Genomic DNA, 23,652 nt, shown 5'->3' with positions numbered 1-23,652 from the left:
GCATATTAATGAAGCAAGCGAAGGAATTTGATCTTAATTCTGAACCTGATTTTGGACTTCAACATGACTTGCAAAGTCAGGTTGATTCGGAACGATACTGATAAAGGTCTGACCTGGAACTAGGGCCGCCTCTGTCCCATTTTGTACAAAACGAATAATATCACCCGATTTCTTCACCCACTGACCACGAACCATCTTGCCTTTTTGAAACAGAATCGCTTCCCCGCCCTGTTCCACATTGACGGACAAACGGCCAACGCTATCGAGCACCTTGTGATCTGCACCGGCTACAATAATATTCGCTGCTCCAATCTGCTCTCCATTATCCTGATCCTGATCGGGCTTGCCGTTCACCAGTCTCATATATCGTCCGCTAACTTCATCATAATCATACGTCACCCGGTAACTATCCAATAAATAATGAATATCGAATTGAGCTGCAGGTTCTCCTGCTGAAGTGGAGCCTTCCTCATTATAGATGTAAACGGGAGATTCGGTATCGTGGCTATACCCCTTAATGTCCGCTCCCTCTCTAAGCTTGTCCGCAGAAGTATACAGATTGTGTGGTGCCTTCCGATCCGAAGAACGCCAGAAGTAAGGTCCGCTGTTCGAAATCTCATCCATGTGCTGCTTCTGCTGCTTTTGCAAAATGGAATACGCGTCTGGGCTGCCGCCCGCATGTACAAGCACACCATCATAACTCTCGCCCAGCTCAATCAGATACGGACGAATACTCCGTACGGGTCCCACGGTCTCTGCACCGCCCTGACTCTGGAAGATCGCAATGAACCGGGTAATTCCGCCCTCTGCGAGCACCTCAATAATGATATCTGCCGAGCTCAGACCGGACTGGGGCCGGGCTGCAGGTGCATTGTTAATCATGACTGCGAGCGGTCTCTGCGTAACAGCCTCCTCAACCGGCAAGCCGGTCAGCGGTGCGGTGAACTTTGGAACTGCCGGTTCTTGGGTCTCTTGTTCCACTTCTACAGGCGCAGGGACAGCTTCCGGCTCCGGCGGTTGCGCTGCCTCCTTACTTTGACAAGCTACCAGGCTTATGGCGAGAATCAGCAAAGATGCAGCAGACGCTGCCTTGTTCCATTTGAATGACTTCAATCGTTGTACCTCCTGTACAATGGCCTAGGTCTAAGGTGTGGCTGTTTCTGGATGCGGTTAACCATTTCACGTTTTTCTTTCCATTTAATCACACGTACCACCATTTGTCTTCGATAGAAAGGCAATTTTCTACCCCGGAATCAAGGAATTGAAACGATGAATCGCAAATCATTTATGTCTTCAATGTGAACTTATAAAAGCTTACTTAAAATTTGAACTAGATTGTGATTTTTATCACAAACAAAAAGACTTTTGAACTATACAATAAAGACATCAAAGGTGATCACTTAGAAAAACCAAAACAAACAACACACACTAGATTCCATGAAGGAGTGGTTTATATGTTCAGCTTCAACCAATGGCTTAGAGAAAACAAAGTGGCAATGTGGATTTTGACAGTACTTCGGGTGTATATCGGTTATGACTGGATGACTCATGGATGGAGCAAACTGACAGGCGGGTTCGAGGCTGGAGGCTTCCTTGCTGGGGCAGTGGAAAAAGCAACAGGTGATCACCCGGCAGTTCAGGCTTGGTGGGCAACATTCCTTGAAAAATTCGCAGTACCGAATGCCGGATTGTTCGACTTCCTTATCCCTCTCGGCGAATTCCTGGTAGGTCTCGGTCTTATCCTTGGATGCTTCACAACACTGGCTGCGCTGATGGCCCTCGTGATGAACTTCGCGTTCCTCTTCTCGGGTACAGTGAGCACGAATGCACAACTGGTTCTGATGCAAATCTTCCTCGTCGTCGCTGGTGCCAATGCTGGTAAAATCGGTTTGGATCGTTGGGTTCTGCCTTACCTTCGCGGATTGTTCAGCCGGAACAAAGGTCATCACCCCAAAGATACACCAACCATAAATACAGCTCAAAAAACAGCGTAACATTCAGAATACCATATCAGCCCTGCTCCCCATCCCCCGGGGAACAGGGCTTTTTCATGCCAGACTTGCCCCTGCACGGAATCACGTATTATGATGGAACCAGGAAGTAAAGTACATGATCAAAAGGAGTACCCCACATGCCGACCAACCGCCGTCTTGAGACCGAGGCCGACTTCCAGGAAGCCATGGAACTGCAGCACCAGATCCGGGTATTTAAAGATAACCATCAGATTGATTCCGGTGGTGTCATTATCCGTTTTGACAGCCAAACGATTGTTGTGCAGTCCAGTGTCAGTGAACTTGCCTATCATTCCCGCACCGCTTGTGAGTTTTTCGAAATTCGAAAATAGATATAGGCTTACACCCAAAAAGGTTCCTTCACCCACCAATATTCCTGGCTGAAGGAACCTTTTGCTTTATTATTCATAAGTGGTTCATGTCTGAATGTCATTGTATAGAGGGCCGTACTGTACAGCTATCCCTCTTGTCTGCTCCAAGTTACACGCCGTCACCGAATTGCCAGCAGTTCAAACTCAGTGTTCCATACGGATAAGACTGGAACAGGCGCTTCGCTTTTCGGGACATGTCTGCTGTGCCCATGGCATAGAACAGTGGAGCCAAATGCTCTGTTCCATAGGAAGGAACTGCAGTCCGGGCATTCGGAGCTTTTTTGTCATATTGAAACAGCTCTCTCGTGTTCCATTTCTCCAGCCGCTCTTCCATCCAATCATCGAACTCTACCGCCCAATCCACGGGCTCATCTTCGTCACTACCGAGTAGTCGCAGATTATGAACGGTACCGCCGCTGCCTATGATCAGCACATCGTCATGACGCAGTTGTTCAAGCATCCGGCCAATATCGTACTGCTCCTGCGGTGAACGCAGCGAATCTACAGACACAACAACGACAGGGATATTCGCCTGCGGATACATATGCAGCAGTGGCACCCAGACTCCGTGGTCCAGACCTCTGCCTCGAACAGGCTGATGCGGCAGATTGCTGCGGGTAAAGAGAGCGCAGATCTCACTTGCGAGTTCGGATTGTCCTGGCGCTGGATAATCAATGGTATACATATTAGAGGGAAATCCGTAGAAATCATGCAAGGTCTGATGTGTATCGTCCATCGTCACGGACGGCTCGGGACAATCCCAATGCGCCGTAAATACGACAATGGCTTTTGGAGCCGGCAGCCTGTTTCCAAGCTGGTTCAGAAATTGAGTGTAGTCATTGCTCTCCACCGCCATAGCGGGAGAACCATGCGCAATGAAAAATGCGGGTAATGTCATTGCTGCCAACCTCCAGACACGGATAGAATGGTTACGCTTCTATACTACTCCTCTATTCTACCGCGTAGAAGGCGCTTTTCCAAGCTGACATCCCGAAACTGCCCATCGCGCCGTTCTGTTCTCCACTTTATCGTTCTGTCCTCCAAGCCGTTAGATCATCCAGTGCTGCCAATCCTGTTCGATCTTCTGACGTTCGCCCAGCCATTCCCGGGTACGCGTGATCAGCTGCTCCCGCTCTTTGCCGGAAGAGAAGGTATGATCCCCCTGAAAAATAATCTCCTTGTCGCAGCGCCCTTCCTGACGCATCCAGAATACCTTCTGATATAGGAAAGCATAGTCTACAGGAATAATGTCATCCGATGTACCATGCACGACCAGAACATCGCCGTTAAACTTAACGGCTTCCTGGAATGGTTGATGCTCAGCCAGAGACTCAAAGAAAGCCGGAGTGAACTTGTAAGCGAGATAATCAGCCGAGCCCTGCTTCACACCCAGATCGTACACCTCACGCCCCGTAATCTTCACGATGTCATTGAACGGATATCCCACCGCAGACCACATGACCAGATTCTTGACCCGTTTATCACGGATGGCCGTCAGCAGAGCAACTGCTCCGCCCAGACTGTGACCGATCAATGTCACGCGGGTTGGATCCACATCACTGCAGTTCACTGCGTAGTCCAGCACGGAACGGGTCTGGGCGATCATGGAATCCAGTCCTTCAGCTCCATACTCACCACTGCTCTCCCCGCAGCCGATGTAATCGAAGCGCAGTACCAGGTATCCATCCTCAGCCAGTTCACGTGCAGTCTTCACGAACAGGCGGTCCACGCCAATCCGGCTGCCGACAAAACCATGGCAAATGACGGCCAAAGGCACACGCTGCTGGTGATTCCCCTCCTTGATATCCCTAACTACGGGATAATGAATCGTAGCTGTTAGTTCTTCCTGTCCATGACGGATACTGATCTGACGCTCCATGCTAATTTCCCCTTTCCATTCTTGCCTTTGCTTGTTCATCCATTTTATTGTATATAAATCCGATGAGTTTAATGTGTATTAAGATGTTATTAGTATAATATCATCCCGGGAACCTCAAGTCAACGTGAGGAAACGCCGTGCAACAGGCAATTTATGATTTATAGATGGAACGTTATAAAATCTTTAGAATTCATGTGTATTTTCAATGTATCGGCTGGATTAAGCCTGGAGTGAATGAAAAAATTGAAATCTTCTTAGTATTCTTGTTTTTACGGACATGGAAATTTTAGGTACAATATATACTCAACTATTCGAAGGAAACGGAGACGGCAGTGAGGAGTAACAGCCTCGAAAACCACTGCCAGGAAATCATCATGAACGAAAACATTTTAATTGTAGATGACGAAAAGGATATTGTAGCTCTGATTCATCAGACACTCACGCAGGAAGGGTATAACGTGTCCACGGCATCAAGCGGCACCGAGGCCTTACAGCTTCTCGGTAATCCACCGGATCTGATTCTGCTCGACATTATGATGCCCGGCATGAGCGGGTTCGAGCTCTGCCGGCTGATTCGGGATGAGGTGAGCTGCCCCATCCTCTTTCTCAGTGCGAGGCAGGCCGAAATGGACCGGATTCAAGGGTTATCCATCGGCGGCGATGATTATATGACGAAGCCGTTCAGTCTTGGGGAATTGAAAGCAAGAGTGGCTGCCCACTTGCGCCGTTCCCGTCGCGATGGCGTTCAGCCGCGCGTGAATGAGCCTGCGTTTTACAGATACGGATCTTTGCAAATGGACCTGAAGGGACGCACGGTCATGATCATGCAGCATGCCATCCCGCTCACGCTCAAGGAGTATGATCTGGTGGAACTGCTGGCCACGCATCCAGGGCAGGTTTTCTCCAAGGAACAGCTGTATGACCGCATCTGGGGTCTCGAGGCAACGGGGGATACCACTACGATCACGGAACATGTCAAAAAAATAAGGGCCAAGCTGGCTGCAGCTGACCCGGATCATGCGTATATCTCGACAGTATGGGGTGTCGGGTACAAATGGGAGCCCGTACGATGATTAAGGAAAGCTGGCCGATCAAAAAACAACTCGTTTGGGCATTTGCACTCGTGATGGGGATTAGCATCATATTGACACTCCTGACCTGGGCCGCGGGTATATCATTTCTCTTCTCCAACCAGTGGCTGCAGCCTGCCAACTATTATGAATCTCAAATCCCCGATATTCAGCACACTGTACAAGATCAGGCGAAGCAGCAGATCAAGTGGACCGACACCGCTAATCAGGCCAAGCTGGAGCAGCTGCTCCCTCCGGAAGGCATCACCTATCAGGTTGTGGATACCCATGGAAGCAGAAGATACGGAACGATTCAGGAGCAGATTGTGGAGAATGAAATGGACCTGCTGAGCAGGCTGAATAGCAAAACAATCACAGATAGTAACCTTGGGTTAGGCGGACTGGTTACGCTCATCTCGCCTCTAAGCGAAGATCAGGGAATGTATTCAGGGGCTCTTGTACTCCAGTACCGATTGGAAACCAGCCCTTCTCCATCCATATCGCCCGTCTGGACGAATACGTTTCTCGTGCTAATGCTGGCTTCTCCCTTCGTATACATCGCGGCAGCGACCTGGTTTGTGGCTGGAAGAGTGGGTCGCAACGTGAACCGGCCGATTCAGGACCTCATTCTGGCTTCCAAACGCATCAAGGAGCAGGATCTGGACTTCATTTTGGATAACCACGCGCCTAATGAGCTCGGTCTTCTCTCCGCCTCCTTCGAGGACATGCGCAAGGAACTGAAGAGCGCTCTGACCCGGGAATGGAAGCTTCAGCAGGAACGGAGTGAACTGATGGGTGCAATCAGCCATGATTTCCGCACGCCGATGACGGTGATTCAGGGTCATGTGGAGCTGCTTAAGGATTCACCCGCACATGTTGTACATACTGCCGAAAGCATGAGCAATCATCTGGACGTCATTGACCATAATGTGAAGCGAATTAATCGGCTCATTCAGGATATGACGGTAGCCGCAGGTACCGATTTTGATTATTTTCCGCTTCGACGTGAAGCGGTTGATCCTTCTTCCTTCTGGGAGATGAAGCAGCGAGAGATTGGTTTCCTGTGTTCCAGTCAACGTGTGCATTTGGAATTCAAACTCGTGGATCGAAGGGCGGACAGTTCTCCACCCCTCCAGCTGGATGTACAACGGGTGGGTCAGGTGCTGGATAACTTGGTGGCTAACAGCTTACGTTATGTACCCCCGCAAGGGGAGATCAGACTACATGTGGATATACAGGATGTACCTATCATGCAGGTTACCGTCTGCGATACAGGTCCAGGCTTCATCGAAGCGGATCTGCCGCATTTGTTTGACCAATTCTATCATGGCCACCAAGGGCAGACCGGACTGGGCTTGTTCACTGCCAAACGCATTGTGGAGAAGCACGGTGGAACCATATCCGCCAGTAACCTGCCTGAAGGTGGTGCCTGTATCTCTTTTACACTCGATACGGCAGGGTGATCATGGAGTCCATGTACTATTCATAGCTCCGGCGGAACATCTCGTGGGTCTCTACTTGACCCTCCCAGCGATGATCACGGGCAAAATCAGAACTTTCCCAGAAGCTGCCCGTCTTATCGGGCCCCTCGCCAAGCTCAACTGCAAATTCGGTATCCTCTGCTGCTCCCTGTCCCATGGGAACCACTTCATCCTTCACACCACGGGAGTTGCTGTTCAGCAGCAGCTTTCGTGTTAATTCGTTGTTATTATGATTGGCTTGATTCATGTCTTCACACTCCCATTACTGTTTTTTTCGTTTGAAATGCTACTATTGTGTTGGAATCGGCCAGCCTTTATTCATCCTTCACACAATCGTTGGATATGGGCTCAGTCTATGTATATTCCACAGGGAAAATGGGGAAATTAACCGACAATATGTTCATGCAAATGGACCTCGGATTCCTTCCGCTGAAAGGGTTGAATTCATGGAATTTCTAATCGATTGGATACGTGCCCACGGCAAGCTGGTGTTGTTATGCAGCTGTGTCATTCTGGCTTGCGTGTACTTGTGGATACATCACACTCAGCTCTTTTATAAGGAATGACTTTGCGAAACGAGAGCCCTTCCCGTATACTAAAATACCGTCAGGGTCTTCAGGAAACTGGGGATCTGTAACGTGTTCAGACAGGGGGAGCAATCATTGGGGATTTCCTATAAGAAGCTTAAAGAAATACAAAACCGGCAAATGACCGAAATGAGCCGGATGACGCCCGAAAATGTAAAATTGTTCGACCAGATTAGCGGCATTGCCCGCCGTACCGACGCAGACGAAAGAACTCAGGAAGAGTGGATCTTGGCTGAAGGAAAAGCCATTGTACAAGCCCAGCGGGATGGACAATCCGCCCGGGAACGATATGGAGCGGATCTGGAACAGGATATCCACGCACGCCTGGATGCAGGTGCAGGAGCATCAAGTTCTTCGTCTGTATCTGTGGGCAGAGACTCATTCAAAAAATCGAAAGCCGATAAACCAGCTAAGCCAGCTGTAACATCCAAGGACGATAAAGATGTGAACGGAGAAGCTTCCGGTCCAGTCAAACGTACACCCAAGTGGTATGTGATGATTGCCTGGGCAGCCATTTCCTTTGTCATGCTCATTCAGGGCGCAGCCGGGCTATTTATGGGCTGGAGCGGTGGAGATACGGAACCATTCAGCCATATCAGTCTGTTTTCGATTATCATTTCAGCCGTTGGCGGGATTGCCCTGGTTGAGATGCTCCGCCGCCTGGCGGAACGGCCGGATGATCAAGGCAAGGATATGACGTCCAAGCCTCAGGTTAACCTGAAGGGCATTGCGATCTATATCGTCATTGTTGTGCTTGTCCTGTTTGTCGGTTATCCGCTGCGGGACAGCCTTCCGGTATTTTACTTAGCCCCGTGGGTTAGTCTCGTGATTGGTATCGTGGGGCTTGCTCTACTGAGACCGCTCTTCGGGCAGAAAAAGAAATAAACCAAAAAGGGGCCATGATGGCCCCTTTCTTCATTACTCATCTTTTCTTCACACCTATCCTCGAAAGTGACCTTTCAAAGCGTTGGCGTCGTATCGGGTTCGCCTTTTTCGCTACTAGACTGGTTCCGCTGTCTAATCCCCTTGCCAGGCGTTTCACCGAATTCCCGTTTGAACATGCGGATAAAATAGTTAACCTCCATGCCAACCATCTCTGCCGCCTCTCTCACACTTGCACGTGGATGCTTGTCCAGCCATTCGGATGCCTTTTGCAGTCTCAAACGCTGCATATATTGATGTCCGGTCACGCCCTGGCGCTGATGAAACAAACGATTGAGATGCTGCACGGAGTATCCCACGGCTTCAGCAACATGCTTTAATAACAGATCATCCTGGTAGTGGGCATGCATCAAGGCAACCGCACGGGTAAATGCCTCACTTCCCGGATCGAACTCGCGCTGATTAGTCGTCACAGAGATACGACTCGTTTCAGATAAATCCGCTCTCTCCTGCGTCGATACGGACCTGGCGATGTCCAGGATGAACTGGTAGACGATAAGTGAGGTATCCCAGATACCAGACTTCCCATCGTCCAGCCCATGCCAGAGGTCCGCCATTCGCGACCAGAACTGTTCAAAGTCGGATAGGGTTCTCGGCCCCTCATGCATTAACCCGGCTGACTGGAGCACCGATCCGGCTGAATCGCCGCCAATGCCGATATATCCAAGCTCCCCGTTTGTTCTGGAATACGGGTAAAATTCATGGGCTACTCCCGGTTCGCCTATCCACAATTGGCCTGCACCTACAGGCCATGACCCCTTGCCCGGAATCTTGAGTTCGCCTGCGGCGCTGCGCGACAGGAAGAGCTGATGGACCGGAAATCCTTCCGGCCTAAGCTGCACTTTCTGCTCGTGTGTTCCAATACAATACAGATACAGAGGCAGCCGGGAATCCGGCAGCCCGGTCAAGCGAAATGCAAGCATCCCATCATTCCTTTCGGATCATGCGCTTCTTTCTTTTATTATCCTCCTGCTGGCCCGGCCCAGCAATGGCCTAGAGAACCTTTTTGCGACAAGAATTGAGCTAATAACAAGGAAGCTCCCTTCCAATTAGATTGGTTAGGGAGCCCTCAAGAAATGACTAGTTGGTATACTAAGTTATTTTGTCGGATTAGTGCTGGTGCCTTGAGCAGAGTCAGTTGGACCTGCATTTGGGTCAGTCGTTGGAACCGTATCGGGTGTTGTTACCACAGGTGCCGCCTGAGCTGCATCGAGTCTGACTGCATCTGACGGAGCAGTGAGAACACTTGTGTATAACGTCAGATCACTGGATACAGAAAGGATGTACACTTTGTAATCAGCTCCTAGTTCGATCGCCTTTCCACTTGAATCCAACGTATCTTTAGTTAAGCTGATTTCTCCTGGAGAAACCTTTTTGAAGTAACCATTTGAATTTGCAGAAGCTACATCCAGACTCTCTTGGGCTTTCACTACAAATAGCCGATATTCTAAAATCCCTTTTTCATCGGATGGTTTAGCGAAAGTAACCTTCAGGCCTGCATCCGTAGCTGTACTGGCATTCTCAACTTTCGTTAAGCTTGCTGGCTGAACAGCAACAGGCTCTGCCGGTTTGGCCAGAATGCTGAACTCGTTGGATGCACCGGACAGATTGGAAGCTCGCGTACCGCTATCGGATACGGACAAAACAAATGCTCTGTATTTTTGACCCACGACAAGAGCATTACCATTGATATCAACGTGACCATTATTGAGCTGAATTGGATTGCCAGCATCATTCTTGGAAATTTGAACATACGATCTGATGCCGAGAGCCGAATTCAGGTCAAATCCAGTTACTTGACCAGATGGAACGATTAACACTCTATAATTCGCAATACCACTGTCTGTTGTTGGTTTAGTGAAGTTCACGGTGACATCTGACGCGTTTCCTGCTTGCTCTTGATTTTTCACCGTTACATTCACATTATTCACTGCGCCAACAGCCGTATTGGATGCGAGTGTAATTACATTGGAGCCAGATGACAATGCATTCGCAAGAGAAGCATTACCGTTCACCGCCATGACATACACGCGATAACCCACACCATTTACAATTGGACTACCATCCACTGTTTTCGAGTTACTTGTGAAGTTCACCGTCTGATTGCTTCCATTCTTGCTGACATACGTATAATTCGCACTTCCTACTGCATTAGCTGCAGAAAGATTGAAGCTGGTATTCGTGGATTTCACGACAAACACCCGGTAGTGATTCACATTGGTCTCATCCGCCGATTTGGTGAACGTTACGCGCAGATCCTCTCCATTCCCTTTATCGCCGATGTCGCTTGCCGCTACGTTACTCGGAGCTGTTATCGCTGCATTTGGAGTTAATGTGATCTGTGACGAGTACGAAGACAACGCGTTCTGACTGGAGTTGCCGCTTGTGCTTACCGACAGGACGAACACACGATAAGTCACGTTATTGGAAACTCTGTATCCATTCGTATCTACCATGCTGCTTGGCAGTGTAACCGACAGGTTGCCACCCGTTTTGTTCACTTGGTAGTAGTTGTTCGAAGCGTTAGCCGCACTCAGGGTGAAGCTTCCTACATTACCGGAACGAACGACGTACACCCGATAAGCCGAAACTCTGGACTCATCCGATGCTCTGTTGAAAGATACCCGCAGATCCCGTCCATCACCATAGTCGCTCACATCCGAGACTGCCAAGTTATTAACAGCTCCTGCATTTCCATTCGTCGTCAATCTCAATAACGTGGATGAAGAGGACAAGGCATTGGTGTAGTTGTTTTGCTGATTGCCCACAGCCATGACGTAAATCCGGTAATCCTGCAGATTCGTGACGTTATACCCGCTTGTATCTTTCATTGATGAAGGTAACGTTGTGGTGATATTGCTGCCTGTTTTGTTCACGGTATAGTACAGGCTGGAAGACAGATTGCTTGCCGTCGCCAGATTGAAGCTGCTGGCCACCGAGTTGCGCACAACGAAGATGCGGTAGCTCGCTACCTTGGATTCGTCGGAAGACCGATTGAAGCTCACCAGAATGTCACGGCCATCTCCATAATCCGAATTATCCTTGACTTGCGTAATGACAGGCGCTGTTGCCGTATTCACGCTAAGTGTCAGTGAAGAGGATACGGAAGACAGCTTGTGGTCTGCAGCTGCCGCATTGGAGCTGACCGACATGATGTATACGACATAGGCGGTGCCGCTGCGAATCAATTCCCCGGACGTATCACGCGTGGAAGAGGTAAGCTGACTTTTGACCGCTGTGTTGTTTCCTTTATAGATGATCGTTGAATTCGAGCTGGACACTTTATTCGCCACAGTCAGATTGAACGATGAAGCATCCTTCGCTTTGACGACAAATGCACGATAATAGGTAATATTCGACGTGCTGCTTGGCTGATTGAAGTTAATCTCCAAGTCACGGCCATCTCCGTAGTCACTGATATCGGCAATGCGAAGACTGGTGACAGGCTGAACTGTTGTTTTCACATTGTTTAATTTCAAAGACTGGGCAGACCATGCAAGTACATTTTTGTAACTATTGCTGCTGTTGCCCATGGTCAGGACATACAAACGATAGGTTTCACTCGTATTCAGCAGATCTCCGTTAATGTCACGTGTCTGCGCGTTCAGGGTCAATCTCGGGTTGCTGCCATTTGGGGAAACCGAAGTATAGTTCCCAGATGGCACAACCGAAGCCGCTGACTCATTAAAGCTGTTCACATCACGGGTTTTCACCAGCATAATGCGATATTCGGATACAGCCTTTTCGGATGTAGGGCGCGTGAAGCTGACCGTCAGATCCCGACCATCTCCGTTACTTCCCGAAACGGATCCGTAGATGTTCCATGCCGCCGCTTTCGTGTCATCGACAGGAGGCGTGGACGTTGTTTTGATATCCACCCGCTGATTGCGGGAGTTCCAGAATACCTTCTCTCCAAATGCTTCACTCACAAAGCGAATAGGAACCATTGTGTTGCCCTTAATCGTACTCGCAGGCACGTCCAGCGAGACCGCTTCCCCGTTAATGTAAGCTGTCTTGGACCCCAGTTTAAGTGAGACCTCCTGATCTCCGCGAGTGGCTGTAATGGTTTTGGTTTTGTTGGTGTAGCCCACCTTAGCATCCAGTCCTTCAAAAATGGACCGCAGCGGAACCAGTACCCGTCCGGCTTTCATGACAGGTGCTTGTGCAGAAGACAGCTCGGCATCATTGATGTAGATACTGATTCTTGCTGCTGCATCGATTACTGTTGCTGGCAAAGCTGACATCAGCATGGCTGATACGGCCAGTGCGGACATGACCTTTTTAACTTGACGGCCTCCGGCTTTTTTCATATTGAATATCCCCATTCTCTTTTTAGATGAATTGAATTGTATTAGAGCGTGTTTCACTTGATTTTATTCCTGTAATTTCCTGTGCACATCTAAGACGTCTGGACCTGATCAAAAGTTTCCAATCGCTCAAAAAATATTTTCGCAGAAAAGTTCTTCCACCATCTACCTGCCAAAGGTTAAAAATAACAGAACATTTTGTCATTATTCCGAAACAACATCCGCAGAAAATTGGGTTAATGTATAAAGAATCAATCCATTTGATTTTCAAAATTCACGGGAGGTTTACAACAATGACATCATTGTACTCATCTGCCAAACGCCAAGGGCTCCGTATGTTCATGACTGTCACAGCCGTTGCTGTATTGATGCAGACCGGTGCCGCTGGGATCACGGGAATGGCTGCTGCAGCCCCATCCGATTCCGATGCGAAAGTAACCACCAGTAGTTCGACCGCCATTTATAACACATTTCAATCCACACTCCAAAAAAAGAACGGCTTATCCGCCGCTGACACCTACCTGGAATCCAATATCAATAAAGTAACCACCCATCATGCGACCCTAATGGTGCTGCAGTTGGAGAATGCCCGCATCAAAGGATTAACAGCCATGACAGACCGCATGTTGGTTCCCAATGTTCAGGACAAGATGATCAAAGCATACAAGTGGAACGACAGTTTCACCCAACTGATGGAGCGTACCAAAGACTCGGAACTCCGCGCATTGCTGAAGGAAGCAAGGGACAGCGGATACCGCCTTGTGATGTTGGAAGGCTCCCTCTATCCGATCATGAATTATATGGCTTTTCAAAAATATAATTCGCATGTCAAACCAGATATCAAACAGTACATCAACATCATGGCGGTAGAGACGGGGAATCTAGTTGCGGAGGATGCGGCACTAAAGATTGGTTACCAGGAGATCTTGAATCGGGCACTCAATCAGGAACGTTTCTTGCAGGATTATCCGAAGTCTAATCGGGTCAAGCAGGTACGACATTTGCTGAACAATTATACGCTGTATACCTTTTATGGGCTGAACAATACACCATTGTTTGATTACGAAACCAACACCATGGTGGCGAATGCCCAAAAAGGGTACAAGGCTGTGCTGCAGCGGAATTCATCCGAGGATAGTGACTTGCTGGCTAAACTGGGTGCCTTCATGGACGTCGTAACCGATGCCAAATACCAGAAGACTTCCGCTGTGGAAAAGTGGCTGGATCAGAAGGTTCCGACCGGAAGCTACACCGGATTCTAAAACCATTCATCCCATTAAGAATGCATCCGCTGCAAAAATACAAAACCGCCACAGGATACGCTCCCATGGCGGTTTTTCAGTGTGATCAACCCTGCTGAATCGGCTTGATCATATGGTTATATTCATGTCCTGCAATGACAATGACATCATCCTTCGTATAGCCCTGCCGTTCATACAGCATCAAGGCACGTCCATTATCCCGTTCGACAATAAGAGCCACCCGTTCATGCCCGAGCTCTCTTCCCTGCTGCTCAAAAGCGGCCATCAGAGCCCGGCCGATCCCCTGTCCCTGATAGGATTCGCTTACCGACAAAGTATCCAAATAATATTCGCCAGGACGAGTTTCTTTGATTATTGCATACTTCTCATCCTGACTGCGTCCAGGCCGATCCAGAATCGGCTGGTCCAGACGATCCGCTTCACTACCGTCGTAGGCTACGAGAATACCGGCAATGTCCTGACCATGTTCCATCACCGTTACATGGCGATAGCTGATCCGGTTGTCCTCCTGCATATAAAACTGCTTCAGAATCTGCATTGCCTGCTCGTGATTGGACTCACCCGCCAGCGCATAAGCAATGTCTCCTATCGCCTGATAGAGCAGCGGAATGACTTGATCTGCATCCTCCCTGCGTGCTGGCCGCAGCTGGAGATGGGGTTCATTGCTGCCCGTTTGCTTCATCTGATTACTCATCAGATTAACATGTTGAAGAGATTCAGATTTTTGTTCAGCTCGGTGTAGGCAATGCCTTTGCGATTCATGCGCTCAATGAGAGGCTGATAGTCTTCCTTGTACATTAGCTCAATGCCTACCAAGGCAGGGCCGTTCTCTTTATCATGCTTCTTCGTATATTCAAACCGGGTGATATCGTCATTCGGTCCGAGCACTTCCTCCAGGAATTCACGCAAAGCACCTGCGCGCTGCGGGAAATTCACCATGAAGTAATATTTCAGACCTTCATAGATCAGGGAACGTTCCTTAATCTCCTGCATCCGGTCGATGTCGTTGTTACCGCCACTAATTACGCAAACTACAGTCTTGCCCACAATTTGCTCACGATATTGCTCCAGTGCAGCAACAGCCAGTGAACCGGCAGGTTCAACCACGATTGCATTTTCATTGTACAGCTCCAGGATGGTCGTACAAGCCTTGCCCTCCGGCACCTTCACGATGTCATCCAGCGTGCTGCTGCAAATGTTGTAGGTCAGGTCTCCTACCCGCTTCACTGCAGCGCCATCCACGAATTTATCGATATCATCAAGCGTGACAACTTGTTTGCGGAACATGGCCTCACTCATGGAAGCAGCGCCGAGAGGCTCCACACCAATAATGCGCGTTTCCGGGCTGACCGTCTTCATGTAGGTTCCGACACCAGCAGCGAGTCCACCGCCGCCAATGGTAACGAAAACATAATCTGCATCCTCATCCAGGCTTTCCATGATCTCCATCGCGACCGTACCATTACCCGCAATAATTTTGGGTTGGTCAAACGGATGAATGAACGTCATACCTTGTTCGTCACATGCACGCATAGCTTCTGCATACGCATCATCATACGTATCCCCGATCAGCACCACTTCCACGTTGCTGCCGCCGAAGCGTCGTACCTGTTTGACCTTTTGATTCGGTGTCGTGCTCGGCATGAAGATTTTGCCATGTATTCCGAGGGCATTACAGGAAAAGGCAACACCCTGTGCATGGTTCCCTGCGCTTGCGCAGACAATGCCCTTCTCCAGTTCAGCCGGAGTCAGACTGCGGATCATATTGTAGGCACCCCGAATTTTGAAAGAGCGCACCACTTGCAGATCCTCCCGCTTGAGATACACATTGCAATTATATTTGGTCGACAATACAGCATCCCGCTGCAGAGGCGTTCTTACAATAACTTCACGCAGCACATGATGTGCGCGTACGATATCTTCCATGCCAACACCGGCATGGCCGGAATTTATGTTTCCCGTTGATTCTTGTTCCACTGGTTTCATCTCTTCTCCACACTCCGCTTTGTCTTGGTTGGCAATGCAAGCATTGCTTTTTCTGTTATTGTATCACTTTTGACCTAAGCTTGCGCCAAGGCCTCAACTATTTGCCATCCGCAAAATTTCATCAATAATAATCTGCGGGTCGGTAAAAGTGACCATATGTCCCGATTGACCTGCTTCGATCCAATGTCCGTTCGCGAGCCCTTGGGCTGTCTTACGGTGAGCCGACACGATGGCAGGTCTAATTTTATGCTCTCCCTGTCCTGCTTTGGTGCCAGAAATAATCCGGACTTCCAGATCTCCAAGCTCAGGAGGAGTATCCCGTAATGCGGCCAAATCATCCAGAAACGCCACCGATTCAGCAGCCATGGTACGTGCTGCCTGTACAGTGAAGTCTTCCTCTCGGTGATCTCGTGCAACATCGTCCGGTTGAACCTGGCCCGGCTTGCTGCCCATTTTCCGATACAGCCCTGTACGTGCCATCCAAGGAAGCAGCACACGGTTCACGGCAAAACTGGTTTTGGCCAGAGCGGAGAAATACAGTTCACAGTTCTCGTCTGATGGATCGACCAGTATCAGTCCTCTAATGCGAGACAGATTCGCAGCTGCCGCAGCTCTGACGACTGGCCCTCCCCAGCTGTGTCCCACCAGAATGAAAGGGCCTGGCCCAAGTGCAGTCAGCAGATCGCCCAGATCCTCGGTAAGCCTGCGGAGAGTCCGCTGCTCCGTGTCGGCCTCACTCCGTCCCAACCCGGAACGGTCATAGACCACAGACTGTGTATGTTCCGCCACTTGAGGAGCCACGAGTCCCCACGCCGATCTGGAAAAGCCCATGCCTGATTCAAAAACAACGATCGGGTGACCGGCTCCCTTCGACATATAATGAAGCTTGCGGCCATCTCGTGTGTGGATAAATGCACTTGAACCATACGAATGATTGGAATGAATAGCGTTCATGGTCCCCTCCTGCCCTGTTTACGAACGTTGTCATTTCTAGTCCTATCGTTCTAAATGAAAATGATTATCAATTACTTAAGTATAGGTTAATTACTCCTGTAAAAGCAAACCAAAAACCCGATCCATTCAAGGATCGGGCTCATTATAAACTGGCGAATGATGATTGTATTCACTACCTATTTCAATTGATTCACGGCTTTTTCGCTCGTCGCTCCCCCACTAAACCTGGGCTTTAAACCAGGCTGCTGCCGCCAATGCCTCGGTACGGGTCAACTGATGTCCCTGACGCTCCCAGTGCGTTTTCACATCTGCACCTGCACCACTAAGAAGTGAAGCCAGTTCTTCCGTTTCCCGTCTCGGTACAATCGGATCGTTCTCTCCTGCACCAATGAAGACAGGCAATCCGTTCAGATTCGGCAGTTCGAGTCCGCGCAGAGGTACCATCGGATGATGTAAAATCGCGCCTTTGAATACGTTAGCCTGGTGGAACATCAAACTAGCCGCAATATTGGCACCATTGGAGTAACCGAGTGCGTAAATATTGTTACGATCGAATCCGTACTCCGCTGCTGCTGCATCCACAAATGCACCCAGCTCCGCTGTCCGTGCAATCAGATCCTCTTCGTCAAACACGCCTTCGGCCAAGCGGCGGAAGAAACGGGGCATCCCGTTCTCCGACACGTTACCGCGTACACCCAGCATGCCTGCTCCTGGCGCAATCAATTCGCCAAGACCTACCAGATCATTCTCGGTTCCACCTGTCCCGTGAAGCAGCAGCAGTGTTGGGGAATCTGGCTGTGCACCTGCTTTATAAATATGTTTCATCGTATTGGTTGTGGTCATGATTTGGACTCTCCTTTCCATTCACGTACTTCGATTGGTGGCAGCAATTGTTCAATCTGTTCACGCTGTGGTTCATACCACTCAGGCAGCATCAATTTCTCGCCCATGCTCTCCTGAGGTTCATCGCGTGCAAATCCCGGAGGATCGGTAGCCAGTTCGAACAATATGCCGCCCGGTTCGCGGAAATACACAGCATTGAAGTACTGACGGTCGATTACAGGGGTTGGATGGTAGCCTGCTTTCTCCAGATCCCGCTGCATTTGCTCATGCTCTGTATAGTCTTTTGCACGCCACGCAATGTGGTGCACCGTACCTGCTCCGCCAATGCCCCGCTGGAATCCGGTAGACTGAACATCGATGATTTGCCCGATGTCACCGGTCGCACGGAGGCGAATCAATCCATTCTCTTCCCCTACCTGTTCCAGGCCGAGCATGGAAACCAGCACATCGGTGGTTTTCTCAGGAACTTGGCTGAACAGAACTGCGCCGCCAAAACCTTTAATAGCATGCTCAGGAGTTACCCCGTTGAATGTCCATTTACTTGGCTGGCCTTCTTCGCGTTCAACCAGTTCAAGCAGCAGGCCACCTTTGTCGAAGAAGCGAATATATTGCTCACCGAATCTGGTTTTATTTTCAAACGGAATATCGAAGGAAGCGAGACGTTCTTTCCAGAATGGCAGACTTCCTACCGGAATCGCATACACGGTTACTCCGGTCTGTCCGGAACCAATGACACCTCTCATGGCATTTTGGTGCGGGAAGAAGGTGATGATTGTACCTGGCGCTCCGTCCTCATTTCCGTAATACAGATGGTACACATCCGGTGCATCGAAGTTAATTGTTTTTTTCACCAGTCTCAGGGCCAATACCCCTGCGTAAAAATCTACATTTTTCTGTGCGTCATCTACAAAAGCCGTTACGTGATGGATACCTGAAGTTCTGAACATAATCTCCACTCCCTTGGTTTTAATTTTATCATGGTTGAATTTAGCGGTTTGTTATTCATTGCGGTTTGTTCGTTTGTTTTTTAATTATCTTTAATTTAAGATTCTTTAAATTCATATTAATCCATTGTTGGTCGAAATGCAAGCTTTTTGTTTTAAAATTAAGATTGTTTCCTCGTTGATGTTGTTAACTCCTGATTAGCAGAAAAGAGCAATACAAAAACAGGTCTCCGAATGAATCGGAAACCTGTTTTTCTTAAGTCTGCTTTAAGTCAATTTCAATCGTTTGGGCGGATTCACCAGATCCTTATGCTCGTATTCATCCTTGATATCCCCCACGATTTCCTCCAGAATATCCTCCATCGTAACCAAACCAATGGCTGCACCCTCTTCATTATTCACAACGGCCATATGCACACGACTCTGCTGCATTTGAATCAGAACGTCCTTGATCGGGGACTTCTCCGAAAATCCAGGCATATCATGAATGTAGGCATCCATGCTGAACGATCTTCCTGCAGCCACACTGGTCAGCATTTCTTTTGTATTAATAAAGCCGATAAAGCGAGCCGCATCCCCGTTCGCAATGACCGGATATCTCGTATACTCGTGCCGATTCAGCACTTCGATAACCTGATCCAGCGGCATTTCCTTATTCAGCGTAACGATTTTTTCTTTACGAATCATAATCTCCTGCAGCAGACGCTCATCAAACGCAAAAATGTTTTTCAGATAGTCCAGCTCCGTCTGATTGATCTCCCCGCTCTCGTAACTCTGGGCCACAATCAGCTTCAGCTCCTCTTCGGAGTGGACGGTATCGTGTCCGGCAGGCTTGATGCCAAAGATCCCGAGCAGCACCCGTGCAGCACCATTAAGCGCATAGATGAAGGGATTCATGATCTTACCAAACCAGTACAGCGGTGGTGCAAGTAAAAGCGTCATTCTCTCTGCAAATTGGATCGCCAGCGTTTTGGGTGCAAGCTCACCAATGACTACATGCAGGAACGTAATGATCGCCAAGGCAATCCCGTAGGATAATACCGTCGACACGGCTGCCGGCACTTCAAGTCGCTCGAACAGCGGATGAAGCATTTTTTCAACAGTCGGTTCACCCAGAGCCCCCAAGACGAGAGCCGTAATTGTGATCCCCAGTTGACATGCCGACAGGTAATAGTCCAGATTGTGTGCGACTTTCTTGGCCATGACCGCTTTTTTGTTGCCTTCCAAAATCAGCTGATCAATTCGTGACATCCGCACTTTCAGAATGGCGAATTCAGCGCCGACGAAGAAGGCGGTAAGCCCTATAAATACGGCTACCAAAAATAAATTCAATGCTATTATTCCGTCCAATGATTTCCCTCGAGTGAGGGATTCACCTCCAAGTTGAACATTTTAATGGTTATAAATTTCTGATGAATCTTACATTGGTCCACTCCGATGCCAGAACAACCTTCCGATCGCTGTTATCCCCAGATTTTTTTCATTCCCTATTTATAGGGGGAAATCCGGTGATAAAGGCGAACGCTCTGCTTCTTCAGGTTTTTTCTGTCCTCTTCGTTATCGTGTGATTAATAAATTTATGAAACAAACATCTAAAATGGTCAAAATTTGTTTACAAACGCGAACGCTGCGCTTCTCCAGAATCGATTCCGTCCCCTACACTACTACCAACCAAACTATCGAAAATTCAGGAATTCAATTCTAGTTAAGCCAGATCGCTTGTGGCTTCCTCCACTGGGGCTGCGTTCACGCGCTCTAGCAGGACCTGCTTAATCTGATAATTTTCGGTATCCACGACAGTCCAGACATAATCACCGTGGGCAACCGTATCACCATTTTCCACACGTACACCCTTCTGGAACTGAATCCAGCCGGCGACGGTGTCCATCTCTTCATTCCCTTCGAAAATCAATCCGAACTGCCGCTCCACTTCGTCCAAAAGTACCCGGCCGTTAATCAGATATTGATTCTCCCCGGTCTCCTGAATGTCAGCTACTTCATCGGCATCGAATTCGTCACGGATCTCACCAACAAGCTCCTCCAGAATATCCTCCATCGTAAGAATACCCGAGGTACCGCCGTATTCATCCACTACCACGGCCATATGCACGCGTTCCTGCTGCATTTTAATCATGGCATCCTGGATTCGTGTAATCTCGGATACAAATGGAATCTCACGGACAAAGTCAGCTAATTGGTATTGCTTCTGGGCAACCATATCCGGCAGGATCTTTTTGACATTAACCATGCCGACAATGCGGTCTTTATCCCCTTCCTCAATGACTGGATAACGTGAATAGTTATGCTCATCAAGCACGGGGATGATATCGTCGTAAGTCATCTCCTGGTCCAATGTGACAAGTTCCGTCCGCGGAACCATGATGTCTTTCGCGACCCGTTCATCAAACACAAACACATTTTCCAAGTAAGACAGCTTGGTTTGATTCGTCTCGTCGCCTTCATAACTTTGGTTCATGATGATTTTGATCTCATCCTCGGAATAGGCCTGATCATGTCCTGCAGGCTTCACACCGAACATCCGCAGAAGGACGCGGGATGCCCCATTGAGTGCCCAGATGAAAGGGTACATGATCTTTCCGAACCAATATAGTGATGGCGAGAGCATCAGCGTCAATTTTTCCGAAAATTGAATCGCCATGGTTTTAGGTGCCATCTCACCGACAACCACGTGAAGGAACGTCACAAGGATAAAGGCAATCGCATAGGAGGCAACCGACGAAATGGCCGGTGAAATATTCAGGTACTCGAATACCGGATATAACAGCCTTTCGACAGTCGGCTTACCTAATGCACCAAGTCCTAGAGCCGTTACCGTAATACCAAGCTGACAGGCAGACAGATAGTAATCCAGATCGGAAACGACCTTCTTGGCGAGTACTGCCTTTTTGTTACCTTCGGCAACCAGTTGATCCACTCTTGATGTACGAATCTTAACAACCGCAAATTCGGATGCCACAAAAAATGCGGTCAAAGCAATCAAGAGAACGAGTAATGCTAAATTCAAGATGGTAATTATGTCCAATGATTTCCCCGATTCTCAGGGATTCACCTCCAGAAATAGTTACAGCAGCGCTCGTTAACCCCGTTAACGGCTGCACAGCTGATTGTAGTTAAATTGGGCGTATGCATATATAAAATCGAATTCAATAATGACCAGATTGCTATATGCTGCACACAGACCTTGTAAGTTGCAAAACAGGAATTCAGGATGAAGTCAATCACATTAAGAAACCACTTCACTATAATTAGGGCTAACCCTCATGCTGTCAGATTGTTTCTCCGATTTACTCCACCTTAATTCTCCATTTGGACAGTTTACAATATCGCCTTCCCAATAGATATCCACCTCCCCTCTTGTTCATTCCTGTTTCAGAAAAGTATAACATGTTCCGAATCAAACCATCCAGTTGTACGTCATGGTTTGGGTTATCTTACACGTATATTCATGAATATTTTGTTCACAAATGGCTTAATTCATGTAATAAGTTACTTATATGCCTAACAAAGCTATGTATAGAATAGACCGATTTTATAACACTACTACCCTTGGAGTTATCCAGCTGAAACATATTTCTAATCGGATGACTCAACACAAAAAAGGCCCGCCCGATGAATGCCATGCTTCTAATCTGAAGGCGTTCGTCGGGCGGACCCCATATTCCATAATAACTATTTACACTAAAGCTTTGGCAGCAATGTCAGATCGCTGATGCTTTCCTTCGAAGCGGATACGTTCCGCCTCGGCATAAGCCTTGTTTCTAGCTTCGGCAATATCGGCTCCAAGACCCACAACTCCAAGAATACGTCCACCATTCGTGACCCATTCTCCGGACTCGCTGCGTGCTGTTCCTGCGTGGAAGACGACAGCATCGCTGACCTGATCCAGACCTTCGATGGCTACGCCTTTTGCATACGGCCCCGGATATCCTCCCGATGCCAGGACCACGCATACAGCAGACTCTTCGCTCCACTCGATCTCCAGGTCTGCCAGTTTGCCATGCACGGTGGCCCAGAAAATATCGAGCAGATCCGTTTTGAGGCGCGGAAGTACAACCTGTGTCTCGGGATCACCAAAACGGGCATTGAATTCAATTGTTTTCGGTTTGCCGTCCGGTGAGATCATGAGTCCGGCAAACAGTACGCCGCGGAATGGACGTCCTTCGGATACCATGGCTTTGGCCGTTGGCTTGATAATCGTTTCAACAGCCTCTTCAATAATTGAATTCGGGATATGTGGCAGTGGTGAGTATGTACCCATACCACCTGTGTTAGGCCCCTTGTCATCGTCGTAAACAGGCTTGTGATCCTGTGCAGCGGCCATCGGACGAACCGTCTCGCCGTCGACAAATGCCAGAATCGACATCTCCTGTCCTGCCAGAAACTCTTCAATAATTACTTTGGCTCCTGCTTCGCCGAAAACTTTCTCCACCATAATACTGCGTAGTGCCTGATCCGCTTCCTCGCGGGAATAAGCAACCGTTACACCTTTGCCGGCTGCCAAACCATCAGCCTTGATGACCACGGGAATTGACTGTGCATTCAGATAAGCCTGAGCCTGCTCGTAATTGTCGAATTTCTCATAGGCTGCCGTTGGGATGTTGTACTTGTGCAGCAGATCCTTCATGAATGTTTTGCTTCCTTCGATCTCCGCTGCATTGCGACGCGGTCCAAAGACCGGAATGCCTGTGGAGTCAAATGCATCCACAATCCCGTCTGCCAGTGGATCATCCGGGCCAATGACCACCAGATCCACCTTGAGTTCCACGGCAAGAGCCTTTAATTTATCGAATTCATTCACTGCCACCGGGTGACATTCGGCAAGCTGTGCAATGCCTGCATTTCCTGGCGCACAGTGGATCTTGCCCGCCTTCGGGCTTTTGGCCAATGCCCAGATAATCGCATGCTCCCGGCCGCCGCCGCCTACTACCAGAATATCCATTCGTTCCGTTCCCCCTCATGATTCCAGAATTCGCTCATTCATCATTTAATGTGC

General features: G+C 48.8%; 20 protein-coding genes. 6 read left to right on the top strand and 14 right to left on the bottom strand.

Annotated features, from left to right (window positions below; translation table 11 throughout):
- Nucleotides 1–33: 33 nt before the first annotated feature.
- Nucleotides 34–1,113, bottom strand: coding sequence for a DUF3048 domain-containing protein (locus CHI14_RS10980; RefSeq protein ID WP_095288481.1), 1,080 nt, complete (start codon nucleotides 1,111–1,113; stop codon nucleotides 34–36).
- 341 nt (nucleotides 1,114–1,454) lie between these two features.
- Here CHI14_RS10980 and CHI14_RS10975 point away from each other — a divergent pair, with 341 nt between their 5' ends.
- Both CHI14_RS10975 and CHI14_RS10970 read left to right on the top strand, forming a co-directional pair.
- Entirely contained in the window at nucleotides 1,455–1,994 is a 540-nt protein-coding gene (locus tag CHI14_RS10975; RefSeq protein ID WP_095288480.1) for a DoxX family protein, read from the top strand.
- Nucleotides 1,995–2,131: 137 nt separating this feature from the next.
- Nucleotides 2,132–2,344 (top strand): hypothetical protein, encoded by a 213-nt coding sequence (locus tag CHI14_RS10970; RefSeq protein ID WP_095288479.1) that lies wholly within the window; start codon nucleotides 2,132–2,134, stop codon nucleotides 2,342–2,344.
- Between the two features lie 148 nt (nucleotides 2,345–2,492).
- Here CHI14_RS10970 and CHI14_RS10965 read toward each other — a convergent pair whose 3' ends face one another.
- Together CHI14_RS10965 and CHI14_RS10960 are read right to left on the bottom strand one after the other, a co-directional pair.
- Nucleotides 2,493–3,281: a DODA-type extradiol aromatic ring-opening family dioxygenase gene (locus CHI14_RS10965; RefSeq protein WP_095288478.1), complete on the bottom strand. Its 789-nt coding sequence runs from the start codon at nucleotides 3,279–3,281 to the stop codon at nucleotides 2,493–2,495.
- 150 nt (nucleotides 3,282–3,431) lie between these two features.
- On the bottom strand, nucleotides 3,432–4,262 hold the full coding sequence (locus CHI14_RS10960; RefSeq protein WP_095288477.1) for an alpha/beta hydrolase: 831 nt from the start codon (nucleotides 4,260–4,262) through the stop codon (nucleotides 3,432–3,434).
- Nucleotides 4,263–4,636: 374 nt separating this feature from the next.
- On the opposite strand from CHI14_RS10960, the gene CHI14_RS10955 reads away from it, so the two are divergent.
- Complete coding sequence (locus CHI14_RS10955; protein WP_095288476.1) at nucleotides 4,637–5,335, top strand: response regulator transcription factor; 699 nt, start codon at nucleotides 4,637–4,639, stop codon at nucleotides 5,333–5,335.
- Complete coding sequence (locus CHI14_RS10950) at nucleotides 5,332–6,795, top strand: HAMP domain-containing sensor histidine kinase (protein ID WP_170948090.1); 1,464 nt, start codon at nucleotides 5,332–5,334, stop codon at nucleotides 6,793–6,795. The genes CHI14_RS10955 and CHI14_RS10950 overlap by 4 nt, the downstream gene beginning before the upstream one ends.
- A gap of 16 nt (nucleotides 6,796–6,811) precedes the next feature.
- Here CHI14_RS10950 and CHI14_RS10945 read toward each other — a convergent pair whose 3' ends face one another.
- Entirely contained in the window at nucleotides 6,812–7,060 is a 249-nt protein-coding gene (locus CHI14_RS10945) for a hypothetical protein (RefSeq protein ID WP_095288474.1), read from the bottom strand.
- 415 nt (nucleotides 7,061–7,475) lie between these two features.
- On the opposite strand from CHI14_RS10945, the gene CHI14_RS10940 reads away from it, so the two are divergent.
- Nucleotides 7,476–8,285 (top strand): hypothetical protein, encoded by an 810-nt coding sequence (locus CHI14_RS10940; RefSeq protein WP_095288473.1) that lies wholly within the window; start codon nucleotides 7,476–7,478, stop codon nucleotides 8,283–8,285.
- A 74-nt stretch (nucleotides 8,286–8,359) separates the two neighbouring features.
- Here the strand turns inward: CHI14_RS10940 and CHI14_RS10935 are convergent, their stop codons facing one another.
- The gene (locus tag CHI14_RS10935) at nucleotides 8,360–9,265 is read right to left on the bottom strand and encodes an AraC family transcriptional regulator (protein WP_095288472.1); all 906 of its coding nucleotides are present in this window, start codon (nucleotides 9,263–9,265) and stop codon (nucleotides 8,360–8,362) included.
- Nucleotides 9,266–9,439: 174 nt separating this feature from the next.
- Entirely contained in the window at nucleotides 9,440–12,652 is a 3,213-nt protein-coding gene (locus CHI14_RS10930; protein WP_170948089.1) for a copper amine oxidase N-terminal domain-containing protein, read from the bottom strand.
- A gap of 290 nt (nucleotides 12,653–12,942) precedes the next feature.
- On the opposite strand from CHI14_RS10930, the gene CHI14_RS10925 reads away from it, so the two are divergent.
- A complete protein-coding gene (locus CHI14_RS10925) occupies nucleotides 12,943–13,911 on the top strand; it encodes a hypothetical protein (RefSeq protein ID WP_095288470.1) in 969 nt (322 codons plus the stop codon).
- 85 nt (nucleotides 13,912–13,996) lie between these two features.
- On the opposite strand, the gene CHI14_RS10920 is transcribed toward CHI14_RS10925, so the two are convergent.
- From CHI14_RS10920 to purD, 8 genes are all read right to left on the bottom strand, one after another.
- Nucleotides 13,997–14,605 carry a GNAT family N-acetyltransferase gene (locus CHI14_RS10920; protein WP_249281066.1) on the bottom strand — a complete coding sequence of 203 codons (609 nt, stop codon included), beginning with the start codon at nucleotides 14,603–14,605 and terminating at the stop codon, nucleotides 13,997–13,999.
- A complete protein-coding gene (gene ilvA / locus CHI14_RS10915) occupies nucleotides 14,605–15,897 on the bottom strand; it encodes a threonine ammonia-lyase IlvA (RefSeq protein WP_095288468.1) in 1,293 nt (430 codons plus the stop codon). Before ilvA ends, CHI14_RS10920 begins: the two co-directional genes overlap by 1 nt.
- A gap of 93 nt (nucleotides 15,898–15,990) precedes the next feature.
- Nucleotides 15,991–16,851 (bottom strand): alpha/beta fold hydrolase, encoded by an 861-nt coding sequence (locus tag CHI14_RS10910; RefSeq protein ID WP_095288467.1) that lies wholly within the window; start codon nucleotides 16,849–16,851, stop codon nucleotides 15,991–15,993.
- Nucleotides 16,852–17,070: 219 nt separating this feature from the next.
- Entirely contained in the window at nucleotides 17,071–17,676 is a 606-nt protein-coding gene (locus CHI14_RS10905; protein WP_095288501.1) for an alpha/beta hydrolase, read from the bottom strand.
- Nucleotides 17,677–17,690: 14 nt separating this feature from the next.
- Nucleotides 17,691–18,641: a ring-cleaving dioxygenase gene (locus CHI14_RS10900; protein WP_481856403.1), complete on the bottom strand. Its 951-nt coding sequence runs from the start codon at nucleotides 18,639–18,641 to the stop codon at nucleotides 17,691–17,693.
- Nucleotides 18,642–18,905: 264 nt separating this feature from the next.
- Entirely contained in the window at nucleotides 18,906–19,988 is a 1,083-nt protein-coding gene (locus CHI14_RS10895; RefSeq protein WP_095288466.1) for a hemolysin family protein, read from the bottom strand.
- Between the two features lie 355 nt (nucleotides 19,989–20,343).
- Nucleotides 20,344–21,681, bottom strand: a complete 1,338-nt coding sequence (locus tag CHI14_RS10890; protein ID WP_095288465.1) for a hemolysin family protein — start codon at nucleotides 21,679–21,681, stop codon at nucleotides 20,344–20,346.
- Nucleotides 21,682–22,332: 651 nt separating this feature from the next.
- Nucleotides 22,333–23,598 (bottom strand): phosphoribosylamine--glycine ligase, encoded by a 1,266-nt coding sequence (purD, locus tag CHI14_RS10885; protein ID WP_095288464.1) that lies wholly within the window; start codon nucleotides 23,596–23,598, stop codon nucleotides 22,333–22,335.
- Between the last annotated feature and the right edge of the window lie 54 nt (nucleotides 23,599–23,652).

This window comes from Paenibacillus sp. 7516 (assembly GCF_002272715.1).
Taxonomy (GTDB): domain Bacteria; phylum Bacillota; class Bacilli; order Paenibacillales; family Paenibacillaceae; genus Paenibacillus; species Paenibacillus illinoisensis_A.
The sequence above is the reverse complement of the archived record's forward strand: the minus strand, read 5'-3'. Positions and strand labels throughout refer to the sequence as shown.